The sequence below is a fragment of the Pseudomonas nabeulensis genome, assembly GCF_004682045.1.
Taxonomy (GTDB): Bacteria; Pseudomonadota; Gammaproteobacteria; order Pseudomonadales; family Pseudomonadaceae; genus Aquipseudomonas; species Aquipseudomonas nabeulensis.
On the sequence record NZ_QUZT01000033.1, the window covers coordinates 50,116 to 72,764 of the forward strand.

The 22,649-nt window shown below is 61.0% G+C and carries 20 protein-coding genes; 12 read left to right on the forward strand and 8 right to left on the reverse strand.

Annotation, left to right across the window (positions count from 1 at the left end; all coding sequences use genetic code 11):
- Nucleotides 1–371 precede the first annotated feature (371 nt).
- The 3 genes from DYL61_RS17930 to DYL61_RS17940 all read right to left on the reverse strand — a co-directional run bounded on the left by DYL61_RS17930 (nucleotide 372) and on the right by DYL61_RS17940 (nucleotide 4,778).
- The gene (locus DYL61_RS17930; RefSeq protein WP_105697661.1) at nucleotides 372–584 is read right to left on the reverse strand and encodes a hypothetical protein; all 213 of its coding nucleotides are present in this window, start codon (nucleotides 582–584) and stop codon (nucleotides 372–374) included.
- Between the two features lie 64 nt (nucleotides 585–648).
- Nucleotides 649–1,755 (reverse strand): agmatine deiminase, encoded by a 1,107-nt coding sequence (gene aguA / locus DYL61_RS17935; protein WP_135309433.1) that lies wholly within the window; start codon nucleotides 1,753–1,755, stop codon nucleotides 649–651.
- 122 nt (nucleotides 1,756–1,877) lie between these two features.
- Nucleotides 1,878–4,778: an aminotransferase gene (locus tag DYL61_RS17940; RefSeq protein ID WP_135309434.1), complete on the reverse strand. Its 2,901-nt coding sequence runs from the start codon at nucleotides 4,776–4,778 to the stop codon at nucleotides 1,878–1,880.
- A gap of 149 nt (nucleotides 4,779–4,927) precedes the next feature.
- On the opposite strand from DYL61_RS17940, the gene rfbB reads away from it, so the two are divergent.
- The 7 genes from rfbB to DYL61_RS17975 are packed head-to-tail and all read left to right on the forward strand — an operon-like array spanning nucleotide 4,928 to nucleotide 11,973.
- The gene (gene rfbB / locus DYL61_RS17945) at nucleotides 4,928–6,010 is read left to right on the forward strand and encodes a dTDP-glucose 4,6-dehydratase (protein ID WP_105697658.1); all 1,083 of its coding nucleotides are present in this window, start codon (nucleotides 4,928–4,930) and stop codon (nucleotides 6,008–6,010) included.
- Entirely contained in the window at nucleotides 6,007–6,882 is an 876-nt protein-coding gene (gene rfbA / locus DYL61_RS17950; RefSeq protein ID WP_135309435.1) for a glucose-1-phosphate thymidylyltransferase RfbA, read from the forward strand. Before rfbB ends, rfbA begins: the two co-directional genes overlap by 4 nt.
- Nucleotides 6,879–7,424, forward strand: a complete 546-nt coding sequence (rfbC, locus tag DYL61_RS17955; protein ID WP_135309436.1) for a dTDP-4-dehydrorhamnose 3,5-epimerase — start codon at nucleotides 6,879–6,881, stop codon at nucleotides 7,422–7,424. The genes rfbA and rfbC overlap by 4 nt, the downstream gene beginning before the upstream one ends.
- Nucleotides 7,421–8,290: a dTDP-4-dehydrorhamnose reductase gene (rfbD, locus tag DYL61_RS17960; protein ID WP_135309437.1), complete on the forward strand. Its 870-nt coding sequence runs from the start codon at nucleotides 7,421–7,423 to the stop codon at nucleotides 8,288–8,290. The genes rfbC and rfbD overlap by 4 nt, the downstream gene beginning before the upstream one ends.
- Nucleotides 8,291–8,324: 34 nt before the next feature.
- Nucleotides 8,325–10,133 carry a sensor histidine kinase gene (locus DYL61_RS17965; protein ID WP_135309438.1) on the forward strand — a complete coding sequence of 603 codons (1,809 nt, stop codon included), beginning with the start codon at nucleotides 8,325–8,327 and terminating at the stop codon, nucleotides 10,131–10,133.
- Nucleotides 10,130–11,506: a sigma-54-dependent transcriptional regulator gene (locus DYL61_RS17970; protein ID WP_135309439.1), complete on the forward strand. Its 1,377-nt coding sequence runs from the start codon at nucleotides 10,130–10,132 to the stop codon at nucleotides 11,504–11,506. Before DYL61_RS17965 ends, DYL61_RS17970 begins: the two co-directional genes overlap by 4 nt.
- A complete protein-coding gene (locus DYL61_RS17975) occupies nucleotides 11,503–11,973 on the forward strand; it encodes a YiiD C-terminal domain-containing protein (protein WP_238704582.1) in 471 nt (156 codons plus the stop codon). Before DYL61_RS17970 ends, DYL61_RS17975 begins: the two co-directional genes overlap by 4 nt.
- A gap of 108 nt (nucleotides 11,974–12,081) precedes the next feature.
- Here the strand turns inward: DYL61_RS17975 and cysQ are convergent, their stop codons facing one another.
- Nucleotides 12,082–12,918: a 3'(2'),5'-bisphosphate nucleotidase CysQ gene (gene cysQ, locus DYL61_RS17980; RefSeq protein WP_135309440.1), complete on the reverse strand. Its 837-nt coding sequence runs from the start codon at nucleotides 12,916–12,918 to the stop codon at nucleotides 12,082–12,084.
- Entirely contained in the window at nucleotides 12,915–13,481 is a 567-nt protein-coding gene (nudE, locus tag DYL61_RS17985; RefSeq protein WP_135309441.1) for an ADP compounds hydrolase NudE, read from the reverse strand. Before nudE ends, cysQ begins: the two co-directional genes overlap by 4 nt.
- A gap of 87 nt (nucleotides 13,482–13,568) precedes the next feature.
- Between nudE and yrfG the strand changes: the two genes are divergently transcribed.
- Nucleotides 13,569–14,231 (forward strand): GMP/IMP nucleotidase, encoded by a 663-nt coding sequence (yrfG, locus tag DYL61_RS17990; protein WP_135309442.1) that lies wholly within the window; start codon nucleotides 13,569–13,571, stop codon nucleotides 14,229–14,231.
- A 109-nt stretch (nucleotides 14,232–14,340) separates the two neighbouring features.
- Here the strand turns inward: yrfG and lysM are convergent, their stop codons facing one another.
- Nucleotides 14,341–14,781 carry a peptidoglycan-binding protein LysM gene (lysM, locus tag DYL61_RS17995; RefSeq protein ID WP_135309443.1) on the reverse strand — a complete coding sequence of 147 codons (441 nt, stop codon included), beginning with the start codon at nucleotides 14,779–14,781 and terminating at the stop codon, nucleotides 14,341–14,343.
- A 132-nt stretch (nucleotides 14,782–14,913) separates the two neighbouring features.
- Between lysM and DYL61_RS18000 the strand changes: the two genes are divergently transcribed.
- The 4 genes from DYL61_RS18000 (at nucleotide 14,914) to DYL61_RS18015 (ending at nucleotide 19,757) form a co-directional block, all read left to right on the forward strand.
- A complete protein-coding gene (locus DYL61_RS18000; RefSeq protein ID WP_105697648.1) occupies nucleotides 14,914–15,801 on the forward strand; it encodes a LysR family transcriptional regulator in 888 nt (295 codons plus the stop codon).
- A 97-nt stretch (nucleotides 15,802–15,898) separates the two neighbouring features.
- Nucleotides 15,899–16,738 (forward strand): formate dehydrogenase accessory sulfurtransferase FdhD, encoded by an 840-nt coding sequence (fdhD, locus tag DYL61_RS18005; protein WP_135309444.1) that lies wholly within the window; start codon nucleotides 15,899–15,901, stop codon nucleotides 16,736–16,738.
- Nucleotides 16,735–19,083 (forward strand): FdhF/YdeP family oxidoreductase, encoded by a 2,349-nt coding sequence (locus DYL61_RS18010; RefSeq protein ID WP_135309445.1) that lies wholly within the window; start codon nucleotides 16,735–16,737, stop codon nucleotides 19,081–19,083. Before fdhD ends, DYL61_RS18010 begins: the two co-directional genes overlap by 4 nt.
- Before the next feature lie 200 nt (nucleotides 19,084–19,283).
- On the forward strand, nucleotides 19,284–19,757 hold the full coding sequence (locus DYL61_RS18015) for a glycine zipper domain-containing protein (RefSeq protein ID WP_105697645.1): 474 nt from the start codon (nucleotides 19,284–19,286) through the stop codon (nucleotides 19,755–19,757).
- A gap of 144 nt (nucleotides 19,758–19,901) precedes the next feature.
- On the opposite strand, the gene DYL61_RS18020 is transcribed toward DYL61_RS18015, so the two are convergent.
- On the reverse strand, nucleotides 19,902–20,333 hold the full coding sequence (locus DYL61_RS18020; RefSeq protein ID WP_135309446.1) for an acyl-CoA thioesterase: 432 nt from the start codon (nucleotides 20,331–20,333) through the stop codon (nucleotides 19,902–19,904).
- 23 nt (nucleotides 20,334–20,356) lie between these two features.
- On the reverse strand, nucleotides 20,357–22,294 hold the full coding sequence (locus DYL61_RS18025) for a RecQ family ATP-dependent DNA helicase (protein ID WP_135309447.1): 1,938 nt from the start codon (nucleotides 22,292–22,294) through the stop codon (nucleotides 20,357–20,359).
- Nucleotides 22,295–22,649 lie beyond the last annotated feature (355 nt).

Consider the following 22,649-nt stretch of genomic DNA (forward strand, 5'->3'; position numbering starts at 1 on the left):
TTCCTTATTTCTGGTTGAGTACGCGCTACGACACCAGGCTCCATGTTGCTTTTCTGGTGTCGACTCTTTCCGGAAAAAAGAAGGCCCGCGGACGACTTAACAGGCCGCGAGCCTTTTTTAATTGGATGAGTCATGGCGGTTAGCCACAGGCGTTGGACGCAATCCTAGTCGCGCCCGGAACTATGTGTCAATTTCGCGAATCGTCTGTATTTAGGCGAAATAATTCTAAGCAAGGACTTATAGCGGTTCTGAAAACGACGTGAATCACGCGCCAGCGACCTGAAAAACATATTTAGAAACATATTTGCTGGCCAATGCAAACAAATGTGGGAGGGGGCATGCCCCCTCCCACATTTTTATCTCAGTGCAGCTTAGTTTTTCAGCAGATCGCACAACGCCTGTACTTCATCCTCGGTGAACAACCCCGCCGGATAGCGCTCACTCATCACACTGCGCAACTCCGGCTGCCTGATCTGCCGCGAGCCATTTGCCTTCAACCAGAGCGCCAGCGCATGGATCGCATCAACGTTGACCCGCAAGGGGTGGAACGTGCGCGTGTACATCAGGTGGGTCTGGGCGTTCATTAGCGCGCTCTCGGCTGCTGCGTGAGCGGCTAACTTACTCAAGGTTTATGACAGAACCGTGCACTCAGTTGTTGTGCGGGGCTGGCTGCTGCTGGGTCAGGCAATGGATATTGCCACCGCCCAATAACAGCTCGCGGCCCGGCACCATCACCACTTCGTGTTGTGGGAACAGGTTCTGCAGGATCGCCTTGGCCTCATCGTCCAACGGGTCATTGAAGCTTGGCGCGATGATGCCGCCGTTGACGATCAGGAAGTTCACGTAGGAACCGGCCAGTCGCACGGTAGGATTGCGCTCCTGAGTGCCGTCCACCGGGTCGACACCGGCGCACTCTTCCTCGGTGGCGTACAGCGGCCCCGGGATCGGCATTTTGTGCACGATGAACGCGCGGCCCTGGGCGTCGGTACTGCTTTGCAGTACGTCCATTGCAGCGTGGCAACGTGCGTAGTTGGGGTCTTGCGCGTCGTCGGTCCAGGCCAGCAGCACCTCGCCGGGGCGCACGTAGCAGCAGAAGTTATCCACATGGCCGTCGGTTTCGTCGTTGAACAGGCCATCCGGCAGCCAGATGATCTTATCCACCGCCAGGTTGGCGCTGAGCACTGCTTCGATCTCGGCGCGGTCAAGGTGCGGGTTGCGATTGCGGTTGAGCAGGCACTCTTCGGTGGTGATCAGGGTGCCTTCGCCGTCGACATGGATCGAACCGCCTTCCAGCACAAAACCTTCGGTGCGATAGCGCGGTGCGCGTTCGATTTCGAGGATCTTGCCGCCGACCTGCGAGTCACGGTTCCACGGCGCATAGAGGCCACCGTTAAACCCGCCCCAGGCGTTGAAATCCCAGTTCACGCCGCGCACTTCACCGCTGTTGTTGATCACGAACGTAGGGCCTGTATCACGCACCCAGGCGTCATCACTGGACATTTCCACCACGCGGATATTCGGCACATCCAGGCGCGCACGGGCGTTTTCGTACTGACCGGCGGAAACCGCCACGGTCACCGGCTCAAAGCGCGCAATGGCCTTGGCCACCGCCACATGCGCCGCCTGCGCAGGCTTGCCGCCCAGGCGCCAGTTGTCCGGGCGCTCGGGCCAGATCATCCAGGTTTGCGTCTGTGGCGCCCATTCGGCAGGCATATGGAAGCCATCGGCGCGGGGGGTGCTGTGCAGGGTGGTCATGGCGATCAGGACTCCGAATGGGGGTATGGGCGGACTTTATAACGGATAAAAATCGGCTTTAAAAGCCAATTAACATGATGATCGACAAATATGACGATAAGTAGTCGATAACAATCGACTAACTACAATTGCTCATCCAGCACTTTCGACAACATGTCGACAAAGAAATCCACGCTGCGTTTGGACGTGACCATCGGCGGCTTGATCTTGAGGATGTTCAGGTAATCACCGGTGGGCTGCATGAAAATCCCCAGCTCCCGCAGGCGATCACACAACAAGGTGGTTTCTTCGGTGGCCGGCTCCAGCGTGCGCCGGTCGCGCACCAACTCCAGGCCCAAATAGAAACCCGACCCATGCACCGCACCGACCAGCGGATGACGGTCGATCAGTTCTGCCAGGCGTGCCTTGAAATGCCCTCCCACCACCTGGGCGTTTTCCCACAGTTTTTCTTCCTCCATCACATCCAATACCGCCATGCCGATACGGCAACTGACCGGGCTGCCCCCCGACGACGAGAAGAAATACCCCTCGGCCTCCAGCGCCTCGGCGATTTCACGGCGAGTGATCACCGCGCCCAGCGGCTGACCGTTGCCCATGCCCTTGGCCATGGTGATGATGTCCGGCACCACGCCCTGCTCTTCAAAGCCCCAAAAGAAGTGGCCCATGCGACCGTAACCCACCTGCACTTCGTCGGCGATGCACACGCCGCCCTGGGCGCGGACCAACCCATACACCTGTTGCAAGTAACCCGGCGGCAGAGAAATCCCCCCGGCATTGCCGTACACCGGCTCGCAGATGAAACCCGCCAACTGGCGTTTGTTCGCCGCAATTTTCGCCAGGTTATGTTCCACGCTTCGTACGTAGTCCGGCGCACTGTCCTGCCCGCGGAATTCCCCGCGATAGGTATTCGGCGCGGTCACCGGGTGCACCCAATCCGGACGGCTGCTCAGTGCCTGGGGGTTGTCGGCAATCGAGGTGGACACCGCATCCGCCGCCACCGACCAGCCGTGATACGCCTCCAGCACGCTGAGCATGTCGCGCCCGCCGCTGTAGGCCCAGGCGAGGCGTATCGCCAAATCGTTGGCCTCGGTGCCGCTGTTGACCAGGAACACCCGGTCCATGCCGTCCGGTGCCAGCGCCAGCAAACGCTCGGAAAATTCGGCAATCGCTGCGTAGTGGAAACGCGAGTTGGTGTTGAGCAACGACCACTGCCGTGCTGCCACCGCGGCCATGCGCGGGTGGCCGTGACCGAGCACAGCCACGTTGTTGAGCATGTCCAGGTAAGACCGGCCCTGCATGTCGATCAAATGGTTGCGCCAGCCGCGCTCGATACGCGGTGGATCGACGTAATAGTGCTTTTGCGAGCGAGCAAAACTGGCATCGCGACGCGCCAGCAGGGCCTCGGGGTCCAGCTCCGGCTCGGCATCACAGGCCAGCCCCAGCAGCGTGGCCGGCGATGGGCACAGCGCTTGCCAGGCCTGGGCACGCGACGGCGTGCAAAACAACGGAGGGGTCAGGTCAGCACGGCACAACTGCACCGTCAGGGGCGCCTGCACTTCACCCATCACTTGGCCTTCAACCAATAGCGCGCCAGGCTTCAACACCGTTTTGAGACCCCACAGGCGCAGGCTTGATTCCACGCCCTGCACACTCACCAGCCCCTCGACATCCTGATGCAACGTCCCGGCGAACGGCGCTTCCAGCACCGTGCCGTGAGGCAGATGCAGTTCGACATGAAGGGGAAATGTCTCGGGTTCGACAGCACTGTCGGGGCGCGTGCGTGACAGCCGATACTGACCATAACGGCTGGCCGCGAGCCCGTGCACCTTCGCGGCCTCATCCAACAACCGGCGATCAATCCCGGGTTCCTCCCAATTACCCGCTTCGAAATGCGGACTGAGTACGCCCAGGTCGATGAGGGCGAACTCGCGCCCGACCAGCCCCGGCAATAAAGGCGCGAAGCCTTGACTGGCGATGGGGGCCGGCGCGTGGCCGACGCAGCCCAGTATCGCCGCCTCCATCAATTCAAAAGGCACCGACGTGGCGACATGGAAGATTTCCCATTCATGCTCGGCATTTTTCAGCAGGTAGCTGTTATCCGGGTCCAGACGCTGCTGCTGTTCGCTGCTGAGCACCAGCACCGCCGCACGCGCGACGATCAACGGCCACAGCGCCTGCAATTCTTCGTGTTGCAATGGCATCACCGCGTGACAGGCCTGGATCGCCGGCAAGATCGCAAACGGATCGCCGTCGGCGTGGTGCAACAAGGCGGCGCAGGTCACCGACAGGTCCGCGATGCGCCAGGTGTGCACCAGGTCGCCGAAGTCGATCACGCCTTCAATCTGCCAATGGCGTTGGGCATCGCGCTGCCAAACAACGTTGTCATCGGTGATGTCCATGTGCACCGCTTGCCACGGCAGGCGATCGGCCAGGGGTCGCAGGTGCGTTTCAACCTGCACGGCGACGCGTTCCAGGGCGGCGCGGTGGGGCAGGTCTTCCAGGGTGCCCAGCAGGTGGATGATCAGGTCCAGGGCGTGACGCGGGTCCCATTGCAGGGTGCGATCCAGGCCTGGATGGGTGAAAGACGCCAGTGCCTGGCTCATTCGGCCACACAGGTCACCGAAGCCCGCAAACACGTCGCGGCCCAGATGCGGCAGGTGAGTCAGGGGCTGGCCGTCGATATAGTCCAGCAGTCGCAGGTGCAGGGTTTGCCCGTCGAGGGTCACCGTCAGCAGTTCTTCGCCGTTGAGCGCCTTGATCACCTTGGGCACGCGCACACCGTGCAGGGTGTTGAGCGCCGCGTGCTGGGCCTGCAATTCCACGGCGGCGTAGTCGCCTCGGCAGATTTTCAGAACAAACCGGCCACGTGGGCTGTCGACTTTATAGTTGAGGTCCTGCTGGCTGCCCAGTGACTGCAAAGTGCCAGTGAGGCCGTAATACTGCTCGAGCAATCGCGCCGCCCGGTCGGTGCCTACGTGCGGGCAGGGTAGGCTGGCGCGGTGGATCAACGTGGCGAGTAGCATGGTCTTGGCCTCTTTTTTTAGACGTGTATATCGCCATTGTTGGGGTGGGTTAGGCAACCCCCGCCGATACAGGACTTGCGCCTCCCCGCCGCACAACTCAAGCTATGCTTCATTCGCTTAATGTCCGTCTAAGGAAAAGGCCCTCCGACATGCGCATTCTTATCACCGGTGGCGCAGGATTTATCGGCTCCGCCCTGATCCGCCACCTGATTCAGCACACCGAGCACGAAGTGCTCAACCTCGACAAACTCACCTACGCTGGCAACCTGGAATCGCTGACCAGCATCGCGTCCAACAGCCGCTATGAGTTCGTCCAGGCCGATATCATCGACCAGGCCACCGTGAGCGCCGTACTGGCGCGGTTCGAGCCGCAGGCGATCATGCACCTGGCTGCCGAGTCCCATGTCGACCGTTCGATTGACGGTCCATCGGATTTTATCCAGACCAATATCGTCGGCACCTACAGCCTGCTGGAGGCAACCCGCGCTTACTGGCAGAAACTGGCTGAGCCGGCCAAGAGCGCCTTTCGCTTTCATCATATTTCCACCGACGAAGTGTATGGCGACCTGCACGGCGTTGATGACCTGTTCACCGAAACCACGCCCTACGCGCCCAGCTCGCCGTACTCGGCGAGCAAGGCCGCGTCCGACCATCTGGTTCGCGCCTGGCAGCGTACCTACGGCTTGCCGGTGCTGTTGACCAACTGCTCGAACAACTACGGGCCGTTCCACTTCCCGGAGAAGTTGATTCCGCTGGTCATCCTCAATGCCCTCGCGGGCAAGCCGCTGCCGGTCTACGGCGATGGTTTGCAGGTACGCGACTGGCTGTTCGTCGAAGATCACGCCCGCGCCCTGCTCAAGGTCGTGACCGAAGGCGAAGTAGGCGAAACCTACAACATCGGCGGCCATAACGAACAAAAGAACATTGATGTGGTGCGTGGTATCTGCGGCCTGCTGGAAGAGCTGGCCCCGCAGCGCCCGGCCGGCGTCGCTCAATTCACCGACCTGATCACCTTCGTCAAGGATCGCCCAGGCCACGACCAGCGCTACGCGATCGACGCCAGCAAAATCGAGCGCGAACTGGGCTGGGTGCCCGAAGAAACCTTCGAGACCGGCCTGCGCAAGACCGTGCAGTGGTACCTCGACAACCTGGAGTGGTGCCGCCGGGTCCAGGACGGCAGCTACCAAGGCGAACGCCTTGGCAATACAGACACAAAGGATTTGATTGCATGATGAAGGGCATCGTATTGGCCGGCGGCTCCGGCACTCGTCTACACCCGATTACCCTGGGTGTGTCCAAGCAACTGTTGCCGGTTTACGACAAACCGATGATCTACTACCCGATCTCGGTGCTGATGCTGGCGGGTATCAAGGACATCCTGGTGATTTCCACCCCGGTGGATCTGCCGCAATACCGCAACCTGCTGGGCGACGGCAGCCAGTTCGGCGTGACATTTACCTATGCCGAACAACCGTCGCCGGACGGCCTCGCCCAAGCGTTTATCATCGGCGAAGCGTTTATCGGCGAAGACCCGGTGTGCCTGATCCTGGGCGACAACATCTTCCACGGCCAGTATTTTGGCGAGCAACTGCGCACCGCCGCCGAACGCCCGAGTGGCGCCACCGTGTTCGGTTACTGGGTCAAGGACCCGGAGCGCTTCGGCGTGGTCGACTTCGACAAGAACGGTCGAGCACTGTCCATCGAAGAAAAACCGGCCAAGCCCAAATCGTCATATGCGGTAACCGGCTTGTATTTCTACGACAACGATGTGATCAAGATCGCCAAGGCGGTCCAGCCTTCGCCACGGGGCGAGCTGGAAATCACCGATGTCAACAACGCGTACCTCAAGCGTGGCGACCTGCATGTCGAGCGCTTCGGCCGTGGCTTCGCCTGGCTGGACACCGGCACCCATGACAGCCTGCTCGAAGCCTCCACCTATGTACAGACCATCGAACACCGCCAAGGCCTGAAAGTGGCCTGTCTGGAAGAGATCGCCTACGAAAACGGCTGGATCGATCGCGACCATTTGCTGGAACGCGCCAAGTATTTTGGCAAGACTGGTTACGGCCAATACCTCTACTCATTAGCAGGAGAGAGTCAGTGAATGTTATTGAAACCTCACTGCCCGGCGTCCTGATCCTCGAACCTAAAGTGTTCGGCGACGAGCGCGGTTTTTTTTACGAAAGCTTCAACGCACGCGCCTTCGAAGAAGCCACCGGGCTAACACGCCAGTTTGTACAAGACAACCATTCGCGCTCGCAAAAAGGTGTGCTACGCGGTCTGCATTACCAACTCGAACACACCCAGGGCAAATTGGTTCGGGTTACAGCAGGTGAGGTACTAGACGTAGCGGTAGACATTCGGCGTAGTTCACCAAACTTCGGTCAATGGGTAGGCGTACGCCTGTCGGCGCAGAACCATCGCCAATTGTGGGTACCGGAGGGTTTTGCCCATGGCTTTGTGGTGCTGAGCGACTACGCCGAATTCCTGTACAAGACTACGGACTACTACCAACCAAGCGCCGAGCGCAGTATCCAGTGGAATGACCCGACGCTGGCTATCGACTGGCAATTGACCGATACGCCACAACTGTCCGCCAAGGACCAGGCTGGCAAACCACTGCTGGAAGCCGACCTTTTCCCATGAAAGTCCTCATTACTGGTCAATACGGCCAAGTTTCTCGTGAGCTGCAAATACGCCTCCAGCCCCTTGGCGAGCTGATCGTGCTGGGCCGCGATCAACTGGACCTGGCGGATATCGAGCAGATCCGCAAGCAAGTGCGCGCCCACCGCCCAGACCTGATCATCAACGCCGCAGCCCACACTGCGGTCGATTTGGCCGAAAGCGAACCGGACGCCGCCTTTGCCATCAACGCCATCGCCCCCGGCATCCTCGCCGAAGAAGCCAAGGCGCTTGGCATCCCGTTGATCCACTACTCCACCGACTACGTGTTCGACGGCAGCAAGCCGGCCCCCTACACCGAAGCCGATACGCCCAACCCGTTGGGCGTCTATGGCCAGAGCAAGCTGGCCGGTGAACACGCAATCGCAAAGGTGGGCGGCGAATACCTGATCCTGCGTACCAGTTGGGTCTACTCCAACCACGGCAAGAATTTCCTGCTGACCATGCAGCGTCTGCTGCAAGAGAAGCCGCAGATGCGCATCGTCGCCGATCAGATTGGTGCGCCGACCTGGGCGGGGACTATTGCCGACAGCACTCACGCGTTAATCGAACGTTGGCTGGCCGGCCAGCCAGGCGATTGGGGTGTCTATCACCTGACCGCCCAAGGTGAAACCTCCTGGTTCGGCTTCGCCCAGGCCATCGGCGAACACCTGCGCGCCCAGGGCAAGGCCTGCGCCGAGCTGGAGGCTATCCCTTCCAGCGCTTATCCGACACCGGCCAAGCGCCCGCTGAACTCACGCCTCGATTGCAGCCACCTGCAACAACAGTGGCACGTCAGCCAACCGCAGTGGCAAGACGCACTGCGCGAGTGTCTTGGCGAGCAGCACTAGGCATAATGCGCCTGTACCCACAGGCGCCGCTCCCATGACTCCAACCCTCCCGCGTAGACCCCGCTGGCGCAGCCTCGCCCTGTTGGCGTTGTGCCTGGCGCCGCTGTTGTGGCCGCTGGAGCACTTGGCCGAGCGCTATTACCGCAGCGAACTGGCCGGGCAGAACCGCCAGACCCTCGACCTGTACGTTGCCAACCTGCTGGGCACCCTGCACCGCTATGAGGTGCTGCCGCAGATCCTCGGCGACTTGCCGGCCCTGCGCACCGCGCTGGATGCGCCCGACGTCAGCACCAACCTGGTCAACGCCAACCTGCTGCTCCAGGACGTCGCCGCCCAGGCCGGCGCAGAGGTGATGTACCTGATGGACACCACCGGCAAGACCCTCGCCGCGTCCAACTGGGATAAACAAGACAGTTTTGTCGGGCGTAATTTTTCCTTCCGACCGTATTTCAGCGAAGCCATGGCCGGGCGTTTGGGGCGGTTTTTCGGGCTGGGCACCACGTCGGCCAAACGCGGCTACTTTTTCGCCGCCGCCGTGCGCGATGGCGAAAAAGTCATCGGGGTGCTGGTGGTGAAGGTCGATCTGGACCACACCGAAAGCCTGTGGGGCAACACCCCCGAGCAACTGTTGGTAACCGACCACAACGGCGTGGTGATCCTCACCTCACGCCCGCAATGGCGATTCCGCGCTACCCGCCCGCTGACCGCCGAAGAACGCCAGGCCATCATTGCCATCCAGCCCTACCCGACCCGCGACCCGCAGCCGCTGAGCCTGAGCAACACCGCTTGGCTGCGACAGTCCACCGCCATCGCCGAAACCGGCTGGAACGTGGAAATCCTCGCGCCTCGCGCGCTGATCACCCGCCCGGTGCGCACCGTTGTTGCGGTCGGTGGTGCTGCGCTGCTGGTGCTGATGTTGCTGCTCGGCCTGATGATGCAGCGTCGTCGGCATTACCTGGACCGCATCGCCTTCGAAGCCAAGGCCCGCCGCGAGCTGGAAGCCCGTGTGGTGGAACGTACCAGCGACCTGGAAGGCCTCAACCGGCGACTGAAACAGGAAGTGCTGGAGCGCGAACATGCCCAGCAAGAGCTGGTGCGCGCCCAGGATGACCTGGTACAGGCGGGCAAGCTGTCGGCGCTGGGCACCATGTCGGCAAGCATCAGCCATGAACTCAATCAGCCGCTGGCGGCGATTCGCAGTTATGCGGAAAACGCCGAGATCCTGCTGGACCACGAGCGCACCAGCGATGCCCGCGGCAACCTCAAACTGATCAGCGAGTTGACCGGGCGCATGGCTTCGATCATCGCCCACCTGCGCGCCTTCGCTCGCCGCGACCGCCATGCCCCGGAAAGCGTGGCGCTGCAACCGGCGCTGGACGATGCGCTGGCCTTGCTCGCCAAGCGGCGGCGTTCGATGGAAGTGGAGCTGATCCGCGATCTGCCCGAGGCCACCTTGTGGGTACAAGCTGGCGAGACGCGATTGCGCCAGGTGCTGGGCAACCTGCTGGCCAACGCCCTCGATGCCCTCACCGAGAAAGGCCCGCCGCGCAAACTGTGGCTGAGTGCCGAAACCACCGAGCAGGGCGTCAACCTGTACATCCGCGACAACGGCCCGGGCTTTTGCATGGAAGCACTGGGCCGCGCCAGCGAGCCGTTCTACACCACCAAGACCCGCACCCAGGGCCTGGGGTTGGGCCTGGCGATCTGCGACACCCTGATGCGTGCCTTTGGCGGCGAACTGCTGTTTGCCAACCACAAGGAAGGCGGCGCGCTGTTAACCTTGAAATTGCGTGCCGGCTCGCCGGGCGTCAGTCTGCAACCGTCCGAGGACCGCAGTGTATGAGTATCGAGAACGGGATTCAGGTGGTGTTGATCGACGACGATCCACACCTGCGTCAGGCCCTGTGCCAGACCCTGGATCTGGCCGGGCTGAAAGTCCTGCCCCTGGGCGAAGCCAGCGGCCTCACCGCGCGCCTGTCACGGGATTGGCCGGGGGTGGTGGTGAGCGACATTCGCATGCCCGGCATGGATGGCCTGGAACTGCTCGCCGAGCTGCATGGCCAGGACCCTGACCTGCCGGTGCTGCTGATCACCGGCCACGGCGACGTGCCGCTGGCCGTGCAGGCGATGCGCGCCGGGGCCTATGACTTTCTCGAAAAACCCTTCGCCAGCGACGCCCTGCTCGACAGCGTGCGCCGCGCCCTGGCCCTGCGCCGCCTGGTGCTGGACAACCGCAGCCTGCGCCTGGCCCTCAGCGACCGTCAGCAATTGAGTACGCGTTTGGTCGGGCATTCACCGCAAATGCTGCGCCTGCGCGAACAGATCGGTGCCCTGGCCGCGACCAAGGCCGATGTGCTGATCCTCGGTGAAACCGGCGCGGGCAAAGAGGTGGTGGCGCGTGCGCTGCACGACCTGTCGAGCCGCCGTAGCGGGCCGTTTGTGGCGATCAACGCCGGGGCGCTTGCCGAGTCAGTGGTGGAAAGCGAACTGTTCGGCCACGAGCCCGGTGCGTTTACCGGCGCGCAGAAGCGCCGTATCGGCAAGTTCGAATTCGCCAATGGTGGCACGCTGTTCCTCGATGAAATCGAGAGCATGAGCCTGGATGTGCAGGTCAAACTGCTACGCCTGTTACAGGAGCGCGTCGTGGAGCGTTTGGGTGGCAATCAGCTGATCCCCCTGGATATCCGCATCATCGCCGCCACCAAGGAAGACTTGCGCCAATCCGCCGATCAAGGGCGTTTCCGCGCCGACTTGTATTACCGTCTGAACGTCGCGCCGCTGCGCATTCCACCGCTGCGTGAGCGGGGTGAAGATGCATTGATGCTGTTCCAGCATTTCGCCGACGAAGCCGCCAGCCGCCACGGTTTGCCGCTGCATGAACTGCAACCGGGCCAGCGCGCGCTGCTGTTGCGTCATAGCTGGCCAGGCAATGTGCGGGAATTGCAGAACGCCGCTGAACGCTTCGCCCTCGGCCTGGAACTGGCACTGGACGCCACGCCGGATAATCCTGCCGCAAGCGTGCTCACCTCTACGCCCGGCGGCTTGAGCGAGCAAGTCGAACAGTTCGAGAAAAGCCTGATTGCCGCCGAACTGACCCGCCCCCATGGCTCCATGCGCAGCCTCGCCGAGGCGCTGGGCGTACCGCGCAAGACCCTTCACGACAAACTGCGCAAGCACGGCCTTAACTTTGCTAACCAAAGTGCCGACGACGAATGAACCACGCCGAAGAGTCCACCATGAGCCACTACCTCGAATCAGTCCTTCATCACGACATCCCCCTCACCCGGGAGATGGGCCTCAAGGTACGGGACTGGCAACAAGGACGGCTGGAACTGCACCTGCCGCTGCAGGCCAATATCAACCACAAAAGCACCATGTTTGGTGGCAGCCTTTACTGCGGCGCGGTGCTGGCGGGCTGGGGTTGGCTGCATCTGCAACTGCGCGAGGAAGGGGTTGAAGACGGGCATATCGTGATTCAGGAGGGGCAGATCAGTTATCCACTGCCGGTTACGCGGGATGCGACCGTGGTGTGTGAGGCGCCGGAGGAGAAGGTGTGGAAGCGGTTTTTGGCGACCTATAAGCGCTATGGTCGTGCACGGTTGACGCTGGAGACGTGGATTGTGAATGAGGGCAGTGAGGACAAGGCCGTGGCCTTCACCGGCCAGTACGTCCTGCACAGGTAAATGTGGGAGGGGGCTTGCCCCCGATGGCGGTGTGTCAGTCAGTGCAACTGCCACTGAAACACCGCCATCGGGGGCAAGCCCCCTCCCACATTTTGATCTGTTGTGGTTTTAGGGCCGCGCCAGGCTCAGCAACCGTTCACGCCACGCCGCCTTCGCCGGCAACGCCAGGAAGAACGGGTTCAACAACGACTCCCGCGCCGGATAGCTGAACGGCACACCGCTCAACTCCAACACCTCGCCCCCTGCGCCTTCCAGCACACCCTGGGCCGCTGCGGTGTCCCACTGCGATGTCGGCGCCAGGCGTGGATAACAGTCGGCGCTGCCTTCGGCCAACAGGCAAAACTTCAACGAACTGCCGATATTGGCCAGCTTCAACGCCCCCAGGCCTTCGCTGAGACCGTCCAGCAAGCGCTCCTGCTCGGGGCTGGAATGCCGACGACTGGCCACTACCGTAAACGACTCACCTGCCGCCGGTGCTTCGCGCACCTGGATTTGCCTGGGCGGCTCACTCACATCCGAGCGCCAGGCGCCGAGGCCCGCGCCACCGAAGTAGCAACGCCCGCTGGTAGGCATCGATACCACGCCAAACACCACGCGCCCCTGTTCGATCAGGGCGATATTGACGGTGAACTCTTCACTGCCGGCGATGAACTCCTTGGTGCCATCCAGCGGGTCCACCAACCACCAGCGCTGCCAGCCGGCGCGCACGCTCTGGTCGATATCGGCGTCTTCTTCGGACAGCACCGGAATGCTCGGATCGAGCGCGGTAAGGCCCGCCAGGATCAGATGGTGAGCGGCCAGGTCTGCCGCCGTTACGGGCGAGTCGTCCGCCTTGGCGGTCACCGCCACATCGGCGCGCCAGTAAGGCAGGATCACTTCACCCGCCTGGCGCGCCAGTTCGATCACCGGGGCAATAAATGGGTGGCCCAGAAACAATTCGCTCATGCGTTAAAGACTCCACGCTGGGTCAACAGATCGCGTACCAGGTACAACGCAGCCAGGGCGCGACCTTCACTGAATTGCTCGTTTTGCGCCAGCATCGACAGCTCACGCAGGTTGACCTTGTCCACCCGCATCGGCTCGGGTTCATCGCCTTCGAGGCGTTCTTCATAGAGGTCGGTGGCCAATACCACCTGGATTTTCTGGCTCATATAGCCGGGCGACAGCGAGAGTTCGGTGAGGTGTTCCAGCTGGCGCGCGCCATAGCCGGCCTCTTCCTTGAGCTCGCGGTTTGCCGCCGCCAGAACGTCCTCGCCAGGTTCGATCAATCCTTTGGGCAAGGACAGTTCATATTCATCAGTGCCGCCGCAATACTCTTCCACCAGCAGTGCATGCTCGTCATCGATCATCGCCACGATCATCACCGCACCGTAACCGGCACCGCGGCCCACCAGGCGTTCGTAGGTCCGTTCAACGCCATTGGAAAAGCGCAATTGCACTTCCTCCACGCGGAACAAACGGCTACTGGCGACTATTTCGCGGGCGAGGACGGTGGGTTTCTGGCGCATAAGCGGCTCCTTGGCGTGATCGGGTTACTATACCGTGGCTTTTCCGATTGTCTGTGTCGGATATCTTTACTTACATGAGAACTGCCCATGCCCTCTTTGCCCTGGCACGCCATCGACACCGTCCTGCTGGACATGGACGGCACCCTGCTCGACCTGCATTACGACAACCACTTCTGGATGGAGCACTTGCCCCAGCGTTATGCCGAGCTGCACGGCGTGAGCCGCGCCATGGCCGAGATGGAGTTGCAACCGCTGTTCGAGCGTAACGCCGGACAGTTGCAATGGTATTGCCTGGACTTCTGGAGCGCGGAGTTGAAACTGCCGGTGCGCGAACTCAAGCTGGAGACCGCCCACCTGATCGCCCTGCGCCCGGATGCGGACACGTTCCTGGCGGCGATCAAACAGGCCGGCAAGCGGGTGATTTTGATCACCAACGCTCATCGTGATTCGCTGTCATTGAAGTTAGAACGCATTGAACTGGCGCCGTATTTCGAACGATTGATCAGCTCTCACGACTACGGTTTCGCCAAGGAAAACCCGCAGTTCTGGGATGCGCTGCAGGCGGATATTGGATTTGATCCGGCGCGTAGCCTGTTTATCGATGACACCTTGCCGATTTTGCGCAGTGCCAAAGCGTATGGCGTGGGGCACTTGCTGGCGGTCAAAGAACCGGACAGTAAAAAAGGGGCCAAGGACACAAGCGAGTTCGAGGCAGTCGATGACTACCGAGATCTCATTGCCGGACTCTGAACCCAATGTGGGAGGGGGCTTGCCCCCGATAGCAGAGTGACAGTCACTGGATGTGTGTCTGACACACCGCTATCGGGGGCAAGCCCCCTCCCACATTTTGGTCCGCGTATTACTCAGGAATACGCAACGTCTGCCCTGGGTAGATCTTGTCCGGGTGCGACAACAGCGGCTTGTTCGCCTCAAAGATCTTGTTGTACTGGTTGGCATTGCCATACACCGCCAACGAAATCGCGCTCAGCGTGTCGCCCTTCTTCACCACAACAAAGCGGGCAGCGGCTACGGTCGGGCCGGAGACAGTGATCTGGTCCTCAACGCTAGCAACCCCAGCGATATTACCCGCTGCCAGAATGATTTTTTCTTTCTCTTCCTGGCTGGCCACTTCGCCGCTGATCGTCACTTTGTCACCGTCAACGGTGGCATGCACGTTCGGGTTGCCCAGCCCCACATCTTCAATATGCTTTTTCAGATCATCACTGGCGTTGGCATTACCCGGCGTCAACAGCTTGACCAACTTCTCGCCAGCTTCCTTAACAAAGCTAAAAATGCTCATGGTGCGCTCTCCTTGGTGTTTGAGTTCCGAATGCCCAAGACTAGACCAGTCCTACGGATTTGGGTTCCAGCCCGGCCAAAGACCTAAACGCGCTAGAATCCCCCCGCCATTGGAATAAGCCCTGGAGCGAAGATGGACATCAAACAGCTGAAATTCCTCATCGCCCTCGACGAAACCCGTCACTTCGGCCAGGCCGCCGCGCGTTGCCATATCACCCAGCCCACGCTGTCGATGCGCCTGCGCAGCCTTGAAGAAGAGTTGGACCTGCCGCTGGTCAATCGCGGCCAACGCTTCGAAGGCTTCACCGCGCCAGGCGAACGCGTGCTGGCCTGGGCCCGCACGGTACTGGCGGCCTATGACGGCTTGCAGGCCGAAGCAGCCGCCTGCCGTGGCAATCTGGTGGGGACGTTGCGCCTGGGCGTGGTGCCGTTGTCGAGCTTTGATCCCTTGGCACTCATGCAGCAACTGCACAAAGAACACCCGAGCCTGCGCTTTGAGCTGTCGGCCCTGAGCTCAGAGCAAATCCTTGAGCAACTGGCGAGCAATCGCCTGGACCTGGGCGTGTCCTACCTGGAGCGCCTGGATAACGAGCGTTTCGACTCACTTGCCCTGGGCGAAACCCGCATGGGCCTGCTTTACGACCAACGGTTTTTCAGTTTTGGCGATACGCCCTTGAGCTGGGAGGCGTTGATCGAACTGCCGCTGGGCATGCTCACCAGCGGCATGCATTTTCGCCAATCCATCGACCACAACTTCCATAGCCGCGGGCTCGACCCACAACCGCTGCTACAAACCGATGCCGTGCATCAATTGTTACAAGCCGTGCACGGCGGCCTGTGCTGCGCGGTCATGCCCTTGGATGGCGGCCTCGACGCCCTGACCGAGCACCTGCGCCTACAACCTATAGAGGAAGCGCACACCCTCGCACGCTTGGGGCTGATCATGCGCCGTAGCGCCCCTCGATCAGCCCTGGCGGAAGCGTGTTTTGCGCTGTATCAAAAATCGCAGCAGGACGCTTGATCGACGTCATCTATCGGTAGATCAGTACTGACGATTAGACGCGACCCTTTGTCGCGCCTAGTCTAAACATTGATCAATCCGCCGGTGGTACTGCCCCATGAACGCCAAGCGCCCAGTCTGCGCGGCGCCCGCCCTCGACACGCCCGCGCCAGCTGCCAGCCAGAGCTATCAGTTTTGCAATCTTGAACACACCGAAGTCGCCCACACAGCGTTGGCGGAAGAAGTGGCGTTGGCGATTGCCTATAACGACATCAGCCAGGCGGTGATGCTGGTAACGCCTACCGACCTGGAAGATTTCATCGTCGGCTTCAGCATTGGCAGCGGGATTATCGCCGACGTTAGCGACATCTATGACCTGAAACTCAGCGGATCGGGCTCAGCCCAATACGCCCAGGTGCAGATTTCCAGCCGCGCCTTCTGGAACCTCAAGCAGCAGCGTCGTCAGTTGGCCGGCACCAGCGGCTGTGGCCTGTGCGGCGTGGAAGCGGTGGAGCAAGCCCTGCCCGACCTTCAAGTACTGCCCGGCGCGCCTTTGCCGCCCGCCGAGTGGCTGGATGGCCTGCGCCAGCGCATCAGCGCCTTTCAGCCTTTGGGCCAGTACAGCGGCGCCGTGCACGCAGCAGTATTCATGAACAACCAGGGCGAATTGTTGCTGGGCCGCGAAGACATTGGCCGGCATAACGCCTTGGATAAATTGATCGGCGCACTGATCCGCCAAAAGATTCCGACCGAAGGCGGCCTGGCGATTGTCACCAGCCGTTGCAGCCTGGAGTTGATCCAGAAAGTCCTGCGCGCGGGCATCCAGACCCTGGTCAGCCTGTCGTCGCCCACCGGCCTGGCCCTGCAATGGGCGCGCCGACACAACCTCAATCTCATTCACCTGCCGCAGAAAAGTGCGCCGCGGGTCTACAGCCCCGCGATGGAGAACCAGCCGTGAGCAATCATAATCAAGCCGACCAAACCCCTACCCCGCGCTACAAGCCGTACAAAGGCGCGGCCGGCGGCTGGGGCGCACTGATCAGCGTGGCGCAGGCCTGGCTGACCAGCGACAACGCGCTGAAAAACCTGCGCATGATGCTCAAGACCAACCAGAACGGCGGCTTCGACTGCCCGGGCTGCGCCTGGGGCGACTCGCCGGAAAGCGGCATGGTCAAGTTCTGCGAGAACGGCGCCAAGGCCGTGAACTGGGAAGCCACCAAGCGTCGTGTGGACGCGGCATTCTTCGCCAAACACAGCGTCACCGCGCTGCTGGAGCAGAGCGATTATTGGCTGGAATACCAGGGCCGCCTGACCGAGCCGATGCGCTATGACGCCGAAACCGACCGCTATGTGCCCGTCAGCTGGGAAGCCGCCTTCGAACTCATCGGCAAACACCTCAACGCGCTGCCGAGCCCGGACATGGCCGAGTTCTACACCTCAGGCCGCGCCAGCAACGAAGCGGCGTACTTGTATCAACTGTTCGTGCGCGCCTACGGCACCAACAACTTCCCGGATTGTTCGAACATGTGCCATGAGGCCAGCGGCGTAGCCTTGGCGCAAAGCGTGGGCGTCGGCAAAGGCACCGTGACCTTTGATGACTTCGAACATGCCGACGCGATTTTCGTGTGGGGCCAGAACCCCGGCACCAACCATCCGCGCATGCTTGAGCCGCTGCGTGAAGCGGTGAAACGCGGTGCCCAAGTGGTGTGCATCAACCCGCTGAAAGAGCGCGGCCTGGAACGCTTCCAACACCCGCAACACCCGATTGAAATGCTCACCAACGGTGACAAACCGACCAATACCGCCTACTTCCGTCCAGCGCTGGGCGGCGACATGGCCATCATGCGCGGCATGGCCAAGTTCCTGCTGCTGTGGGAACGCCAGGCCCAGGCCGAAGGCAAGGAAGCGGTGTTCGACCACAACTTCCTCAATGAACACACCGCCAACGTGCTGGAGTACCTGGGCAAGATCGACGACACGTCGTGGGATGAAATCGTCGAGCAGTCCGGCCTCACCCTGGTGGAGATCGAGCAAGCGGCGCGTATGTACGCCAAAGGCAAGAACGTGATCATGTGCTGGGCGATGGGCATTACCCAGCATCGCCACTCGGTGCCGACCATCCAGGAAATCGCCAACCTGATGCTGCTGCGCGGCAACGTCGGCCGCCCAGGCGCCGGCCTGTGCCCGGTGCGTGGCCACAGTAACGTGCAGGGCGACCGCACCATGGGCATCAACGAACGCCCACCGGTGGCCTTCCTCGACTCCCTGGAGCGTCGGTTCCAATTCCAGGTGCCGCGCGACAACGGGCACAACGTGGTCGAAGCGATTCACGCCATGCTTGAAGGCCGCTCCAAGGTGTTTATCGGCCTGGGCGGTAACTTCGCCCAAGCCACGCCGGACAGCCCACGCACCTTCGAAGCCCTGCGCAACTGCGACCTGACCGTGCAGATCAGCACCAAGCTCAACCGCAGCCACCTGACCCACGGTAAAGATGCGCTGATCCTGCCGTGCCTGGGCCGTACCGACATCGACATCCAGGCCGACGGCCCGCAAGCGGTGACGGTAGAAGACTCGTTCAGCATGGTCCATGGCTCTAATGGCCAGTTGCAGCCGCTGTCGAAGCTGATGAAGTCGGAGCCGGCGATCCTGGCCGGTATCGCCGCCGCGACCCTGGGCAGCAAGCCGGTGGATTGGAACTGGCTGGTGGCCGACTACGGGCGCATCCGCGACCTGATCGCCGACACCATTCCAGGCTTCAAGGACTTCAACGAGAAGATCAAGAACCCGGGCGGCTTCTACCTGGGCAACTCGGCCGGTGCACGCCGCTGGAACACCCCATCGGGCCGCGCCAATTTCCGCCCGAACATCCTGCCGAAAGACCTGATCCACGAACGCACCCACGCCACCGGCCAAGTGCCGGACCTGATCATGCAGTCGATGCGCTCCCACGATCAGTACAACACCACCATCTATGGCCTGGACGACCGTTATCGTGGAGTCAAAGGCCAGCGTGACGTGTTATTCGTCAACGAAGCCGACATCATCCGCCTGGGCTTCAAGCCGGGGCAGAAGGCTGACATTGTGTCGTTGTGGGAAGACGGCCGTGAGCGTCGCGTGAAAGGCTTCACGTTGCTGGCGTTTGATATCCCGGCGGGACAGGCCGCGGCCTACTACCCGGAAGTGAACCCACTGGTGCCGCTGGAAAGCACTGGGGATGGCAGCCATACACCGACGTCGAAGTTCGTGGCGATCCGCCTGGAAGCGGCGAGTGACAATGGGTTGATCATGGCTCGCTCGGCATAAACCTACAGGCACAAAAAAGGCCGCTTTTGCATAAAAGCGGCCGTTCCGAAGTAGTTAAAGACCCCCTAAATCGACTTAAGTTCCCCAGTAAAAACAGTAACTTATAGAATTGTGTACAACTCGTGTTACTGGTCGGATTTCTATTGCCACAATCTCGATACAACCTCAGGATCGCGCCGTCATCCTCTTGAGGTCTCCCTATGAAGTTCTCCTCGATTCTCTTGTTGTCCCTTGGCCTGGTCAGTGGCGCAGCCATGGCCGGTGGCACCACCGAAGCCGGTGTAGGCGGCGCATTGGGCGGGGTTCTAGGTTCGGTTGTTGGCCAGCAGATTGGCGGTAACACCGGTTCCACTATCGGCGCAGCCCTGGGCGGCGCGGGCGGTAGCGCAGTCGGCGCAGACAAACGCAGCCGTGGCGAAGCCGCCATTGGTGGCGCATTGGGCGCAGCGGGCGGCAACGTGGTCGGCCGCAGCATGGGCGGCAGCACCGGCAGCCTGATCGGCGCAGCCGCCGGCGGTGGCGCGGGTGGCGCGCTGGGCAACTACATGGGCAACAAGAGCGATGACGACGACCGTCGCTCGCGCGATCACCGTCGTTATGACCGCGATGATCACCGTGGGCGCGGGCATGCTTATGGACATCGCAAGAACAAGCATCACTACCGTCATCGGTAAGATCTGAAGCACGCCACAGATCTAATGTGGGAGGGGGCTTGCCCCCGATAGCGGTGGATCAGTCACAGATGCACAGACTGACACCCTGCAATCGGGAGCAAGCTCCCTCCCACATTTAGCTCACCTGTGTTAGCGGGAACAGTGTCAAACCACCAACCGCTGCAACGCCTCGCGCAACATCTCCGGAATCCTTACCGGCTGGTTCGACGCCCTGTCCACAAACACATGCACAAAGCGCCCCGCCGCACAGGCCTCTTCCTCGCCGCCCTTGAACACCGCCAATTCATACTGCACTGAGCTGTTGCCCAACTTCCCCACCCGCAGGCCGATTTCAATGCGCTCGGGAAAGGCAATCGACGCAAAGTAATCACACGCCGAACTCACCACAAACCCCACCACTTCCCCGCCATGGATATCCAACCCGCCCTGTTCGATCAGGTAGGTATTCACCGCTGTGTCGAAAAAGCTGTAGTAGGTGACGTTGTTCACATGGCCATACACATCGTTATCGTGCCAACGCGTGATGATCGGCTGGAAGTGAGGGTAATCGGCACGTTGTGGCACTGAGTCGGGCATGGGCACATCTCTTGAAGGTGAGTTTAGAGGTCATTCAAATGGGCCTCGGCCCACTCACGCACCTCGGCGTAGGGGTAATCCTCAAGCGCAGCAAAGCCCGCAATACCCCGTGCTTTCAACTTGGTAAACAACGGCACGCTGATGCCGCCAAGAAAGCGCGCCAGGCGTTCTGCACCGGGTAAATGACCGGTGTGCTCATGATGCCTGTGGATAAAATCCCCGCACAGCCCCATGAAGTTTTTATCCACAAGCGGCGGCAAGGCGGGCGGTGCCGGCAGATGTGCTACGTGGCCGTGGCACACTGAACAATGCCCGCAGCGCTGCGGCGCATGTTCATCGCCGAAATACTGCGCCAGGCGCTGCCCCAGGCAACGATCAGTGGCGAACAGGTCGAGCATGGCGTGAATCCGAGCCACTTCTCCGATCTCATGCTGCTTGAAGCCTGTGTATAACTCGGCGCTCAGTGCCTGTGGATCAAAATCCGTATCCAGCAAGCCGTAGACCTCGGTCATTTGCTTGCTTTCCAGCTCGATCAAGCCCTGCTCCTGAAAGTAATCCAGCGCCTTCACCACCCGGCCGCGTTCGGCATTGTGTTGCTGGTAGAGCGCGTCGAAGTCCACCGTCGCCCAGGTCCTGGCCCGCTTGCACACCTGGATGATGGCCGCGACAAACTGCTGTCGCTCACCGGAGAACCGCGCCAACAGTGCGTCGGGTTCGATCAGGTATTTGAAACGGTATTCCGCGTAAAACGCATAGCGCGGTGCGATCACGCCCTTGAGCTCCAACTGCACCAGTAACGTCTTGAGCGGCAGTTCGCGGATATTGCTGTCGTCCGATAATGAGCGCAGTAAAAACTCCCACTGCCCATCGCCTCGCGCCGCCTGTAATTGCTCCAGCACACAACGGATGCCGTTCTGCTCCGGCGTGTCGCCATACACAAAGTTTTCCAGCACGTTCAGGCTGTCGCGATTGGCCAGTACCAGGCAGTCGGACGGTTGCCCATCACGCCCCGCACGGCCGATTTCCTGGCTGTAGTTCTCGATGGACTTGGGCAGGTCGAAGTGCACCACGTTGCGGATGTCACTCTTGTCGATGCCCATGCCGAACGCGATGGTAGCGACGATGCAATTGGAGCGTCCACCCATGAACCGTTGCTGGATACCTTCGCGTTTGTCGTGGGGCAAACCGGCGTGGTAGGCCTCGGCCTGGATGCCATTGCGGTTCAGATGCTCGGCAATCTGCTCGGCGGTCTTTTGCAGGGTCACGTAGACGATGCTGGGCTGATCGGCGCGCTCGCTCATCCACTGGACCAGCCGGCGGCGCTTGTCCACGCCACTCACGGGCTCAACCAGTAGGTTGAGGTTGGGCCTGTAGAAGCCCGTGGTGACCACATCGCCCGGCGCAATGGCGAACTTGGCCTGCATATCGGCAATCACCTTGGGCGTCGCCGTAGCCGTCAGCAGCAGCGCTTGTGGGATATTGAACTGACGCTGATAGTCCGGCAGCTTCAAATAATCCGGCCGGAAGTTGTGGCCCCATTCGGAAATGCAGTGCGCTTCGTCCACCACCAGCAGCGAGATCTTTACGCTTTGCAGGAAGTTACGGAAGCGCTCGTTCTTGAGGCGCTCCACGGAAATCATCAGGATTTTCAGTTCGCCCGAACGCGCACGGGCCATCACATCATTGGCCTCGTCGCGGCTCTGGGCCGAATCGATACTGCCCGCCGAAATACCATGGCGTTGCAGGAAACCCAACTGGTCCTGCATCAACGCCAGCAATGGCGACACCACCAGCGTCAGGTGCGGCAGCAGCACCGCCGACAGCTGGTAGCACAGGGACTTTCCGGAGCCCGTAGGGAAAATCGCGGCAGCCGAGCGGCCGGCCAGTACGGCGCTGACCGTCTGTTCCTGGCCCAAACGAAACTGTGGATAACCAAAGACCTGCTGGAGGGTGTCGTGCATGGGCTGTCACTCCATTGACCGCTGAGTTGGCTCGAAAACATAGCCTAGGAATCTCGGCGAATCGAGAAAGGTCGCATGGAAAAAAGAGACAGGATGATACACAGGGAAGAGCGTCGACCCAGGGTCAAATAAGGCAGATTCGACTGAAATTGTAGGAACACCACAAACCAAATGTGGGAGGAGGCTTGCCCCCGATGGCGGTGTATCAATCACCTATGCATTGGCTGACAGACCGCTATCGGGGGCAAGCCCTAATGCCAGTCAGTTAAGAGATGACAGGAGCAACACCGCCTCTGTAGTGAGCGGGCTTGCCCCGCGCTGGGGGGCGAAGCCGCCCCAAATCCATACACCGCGG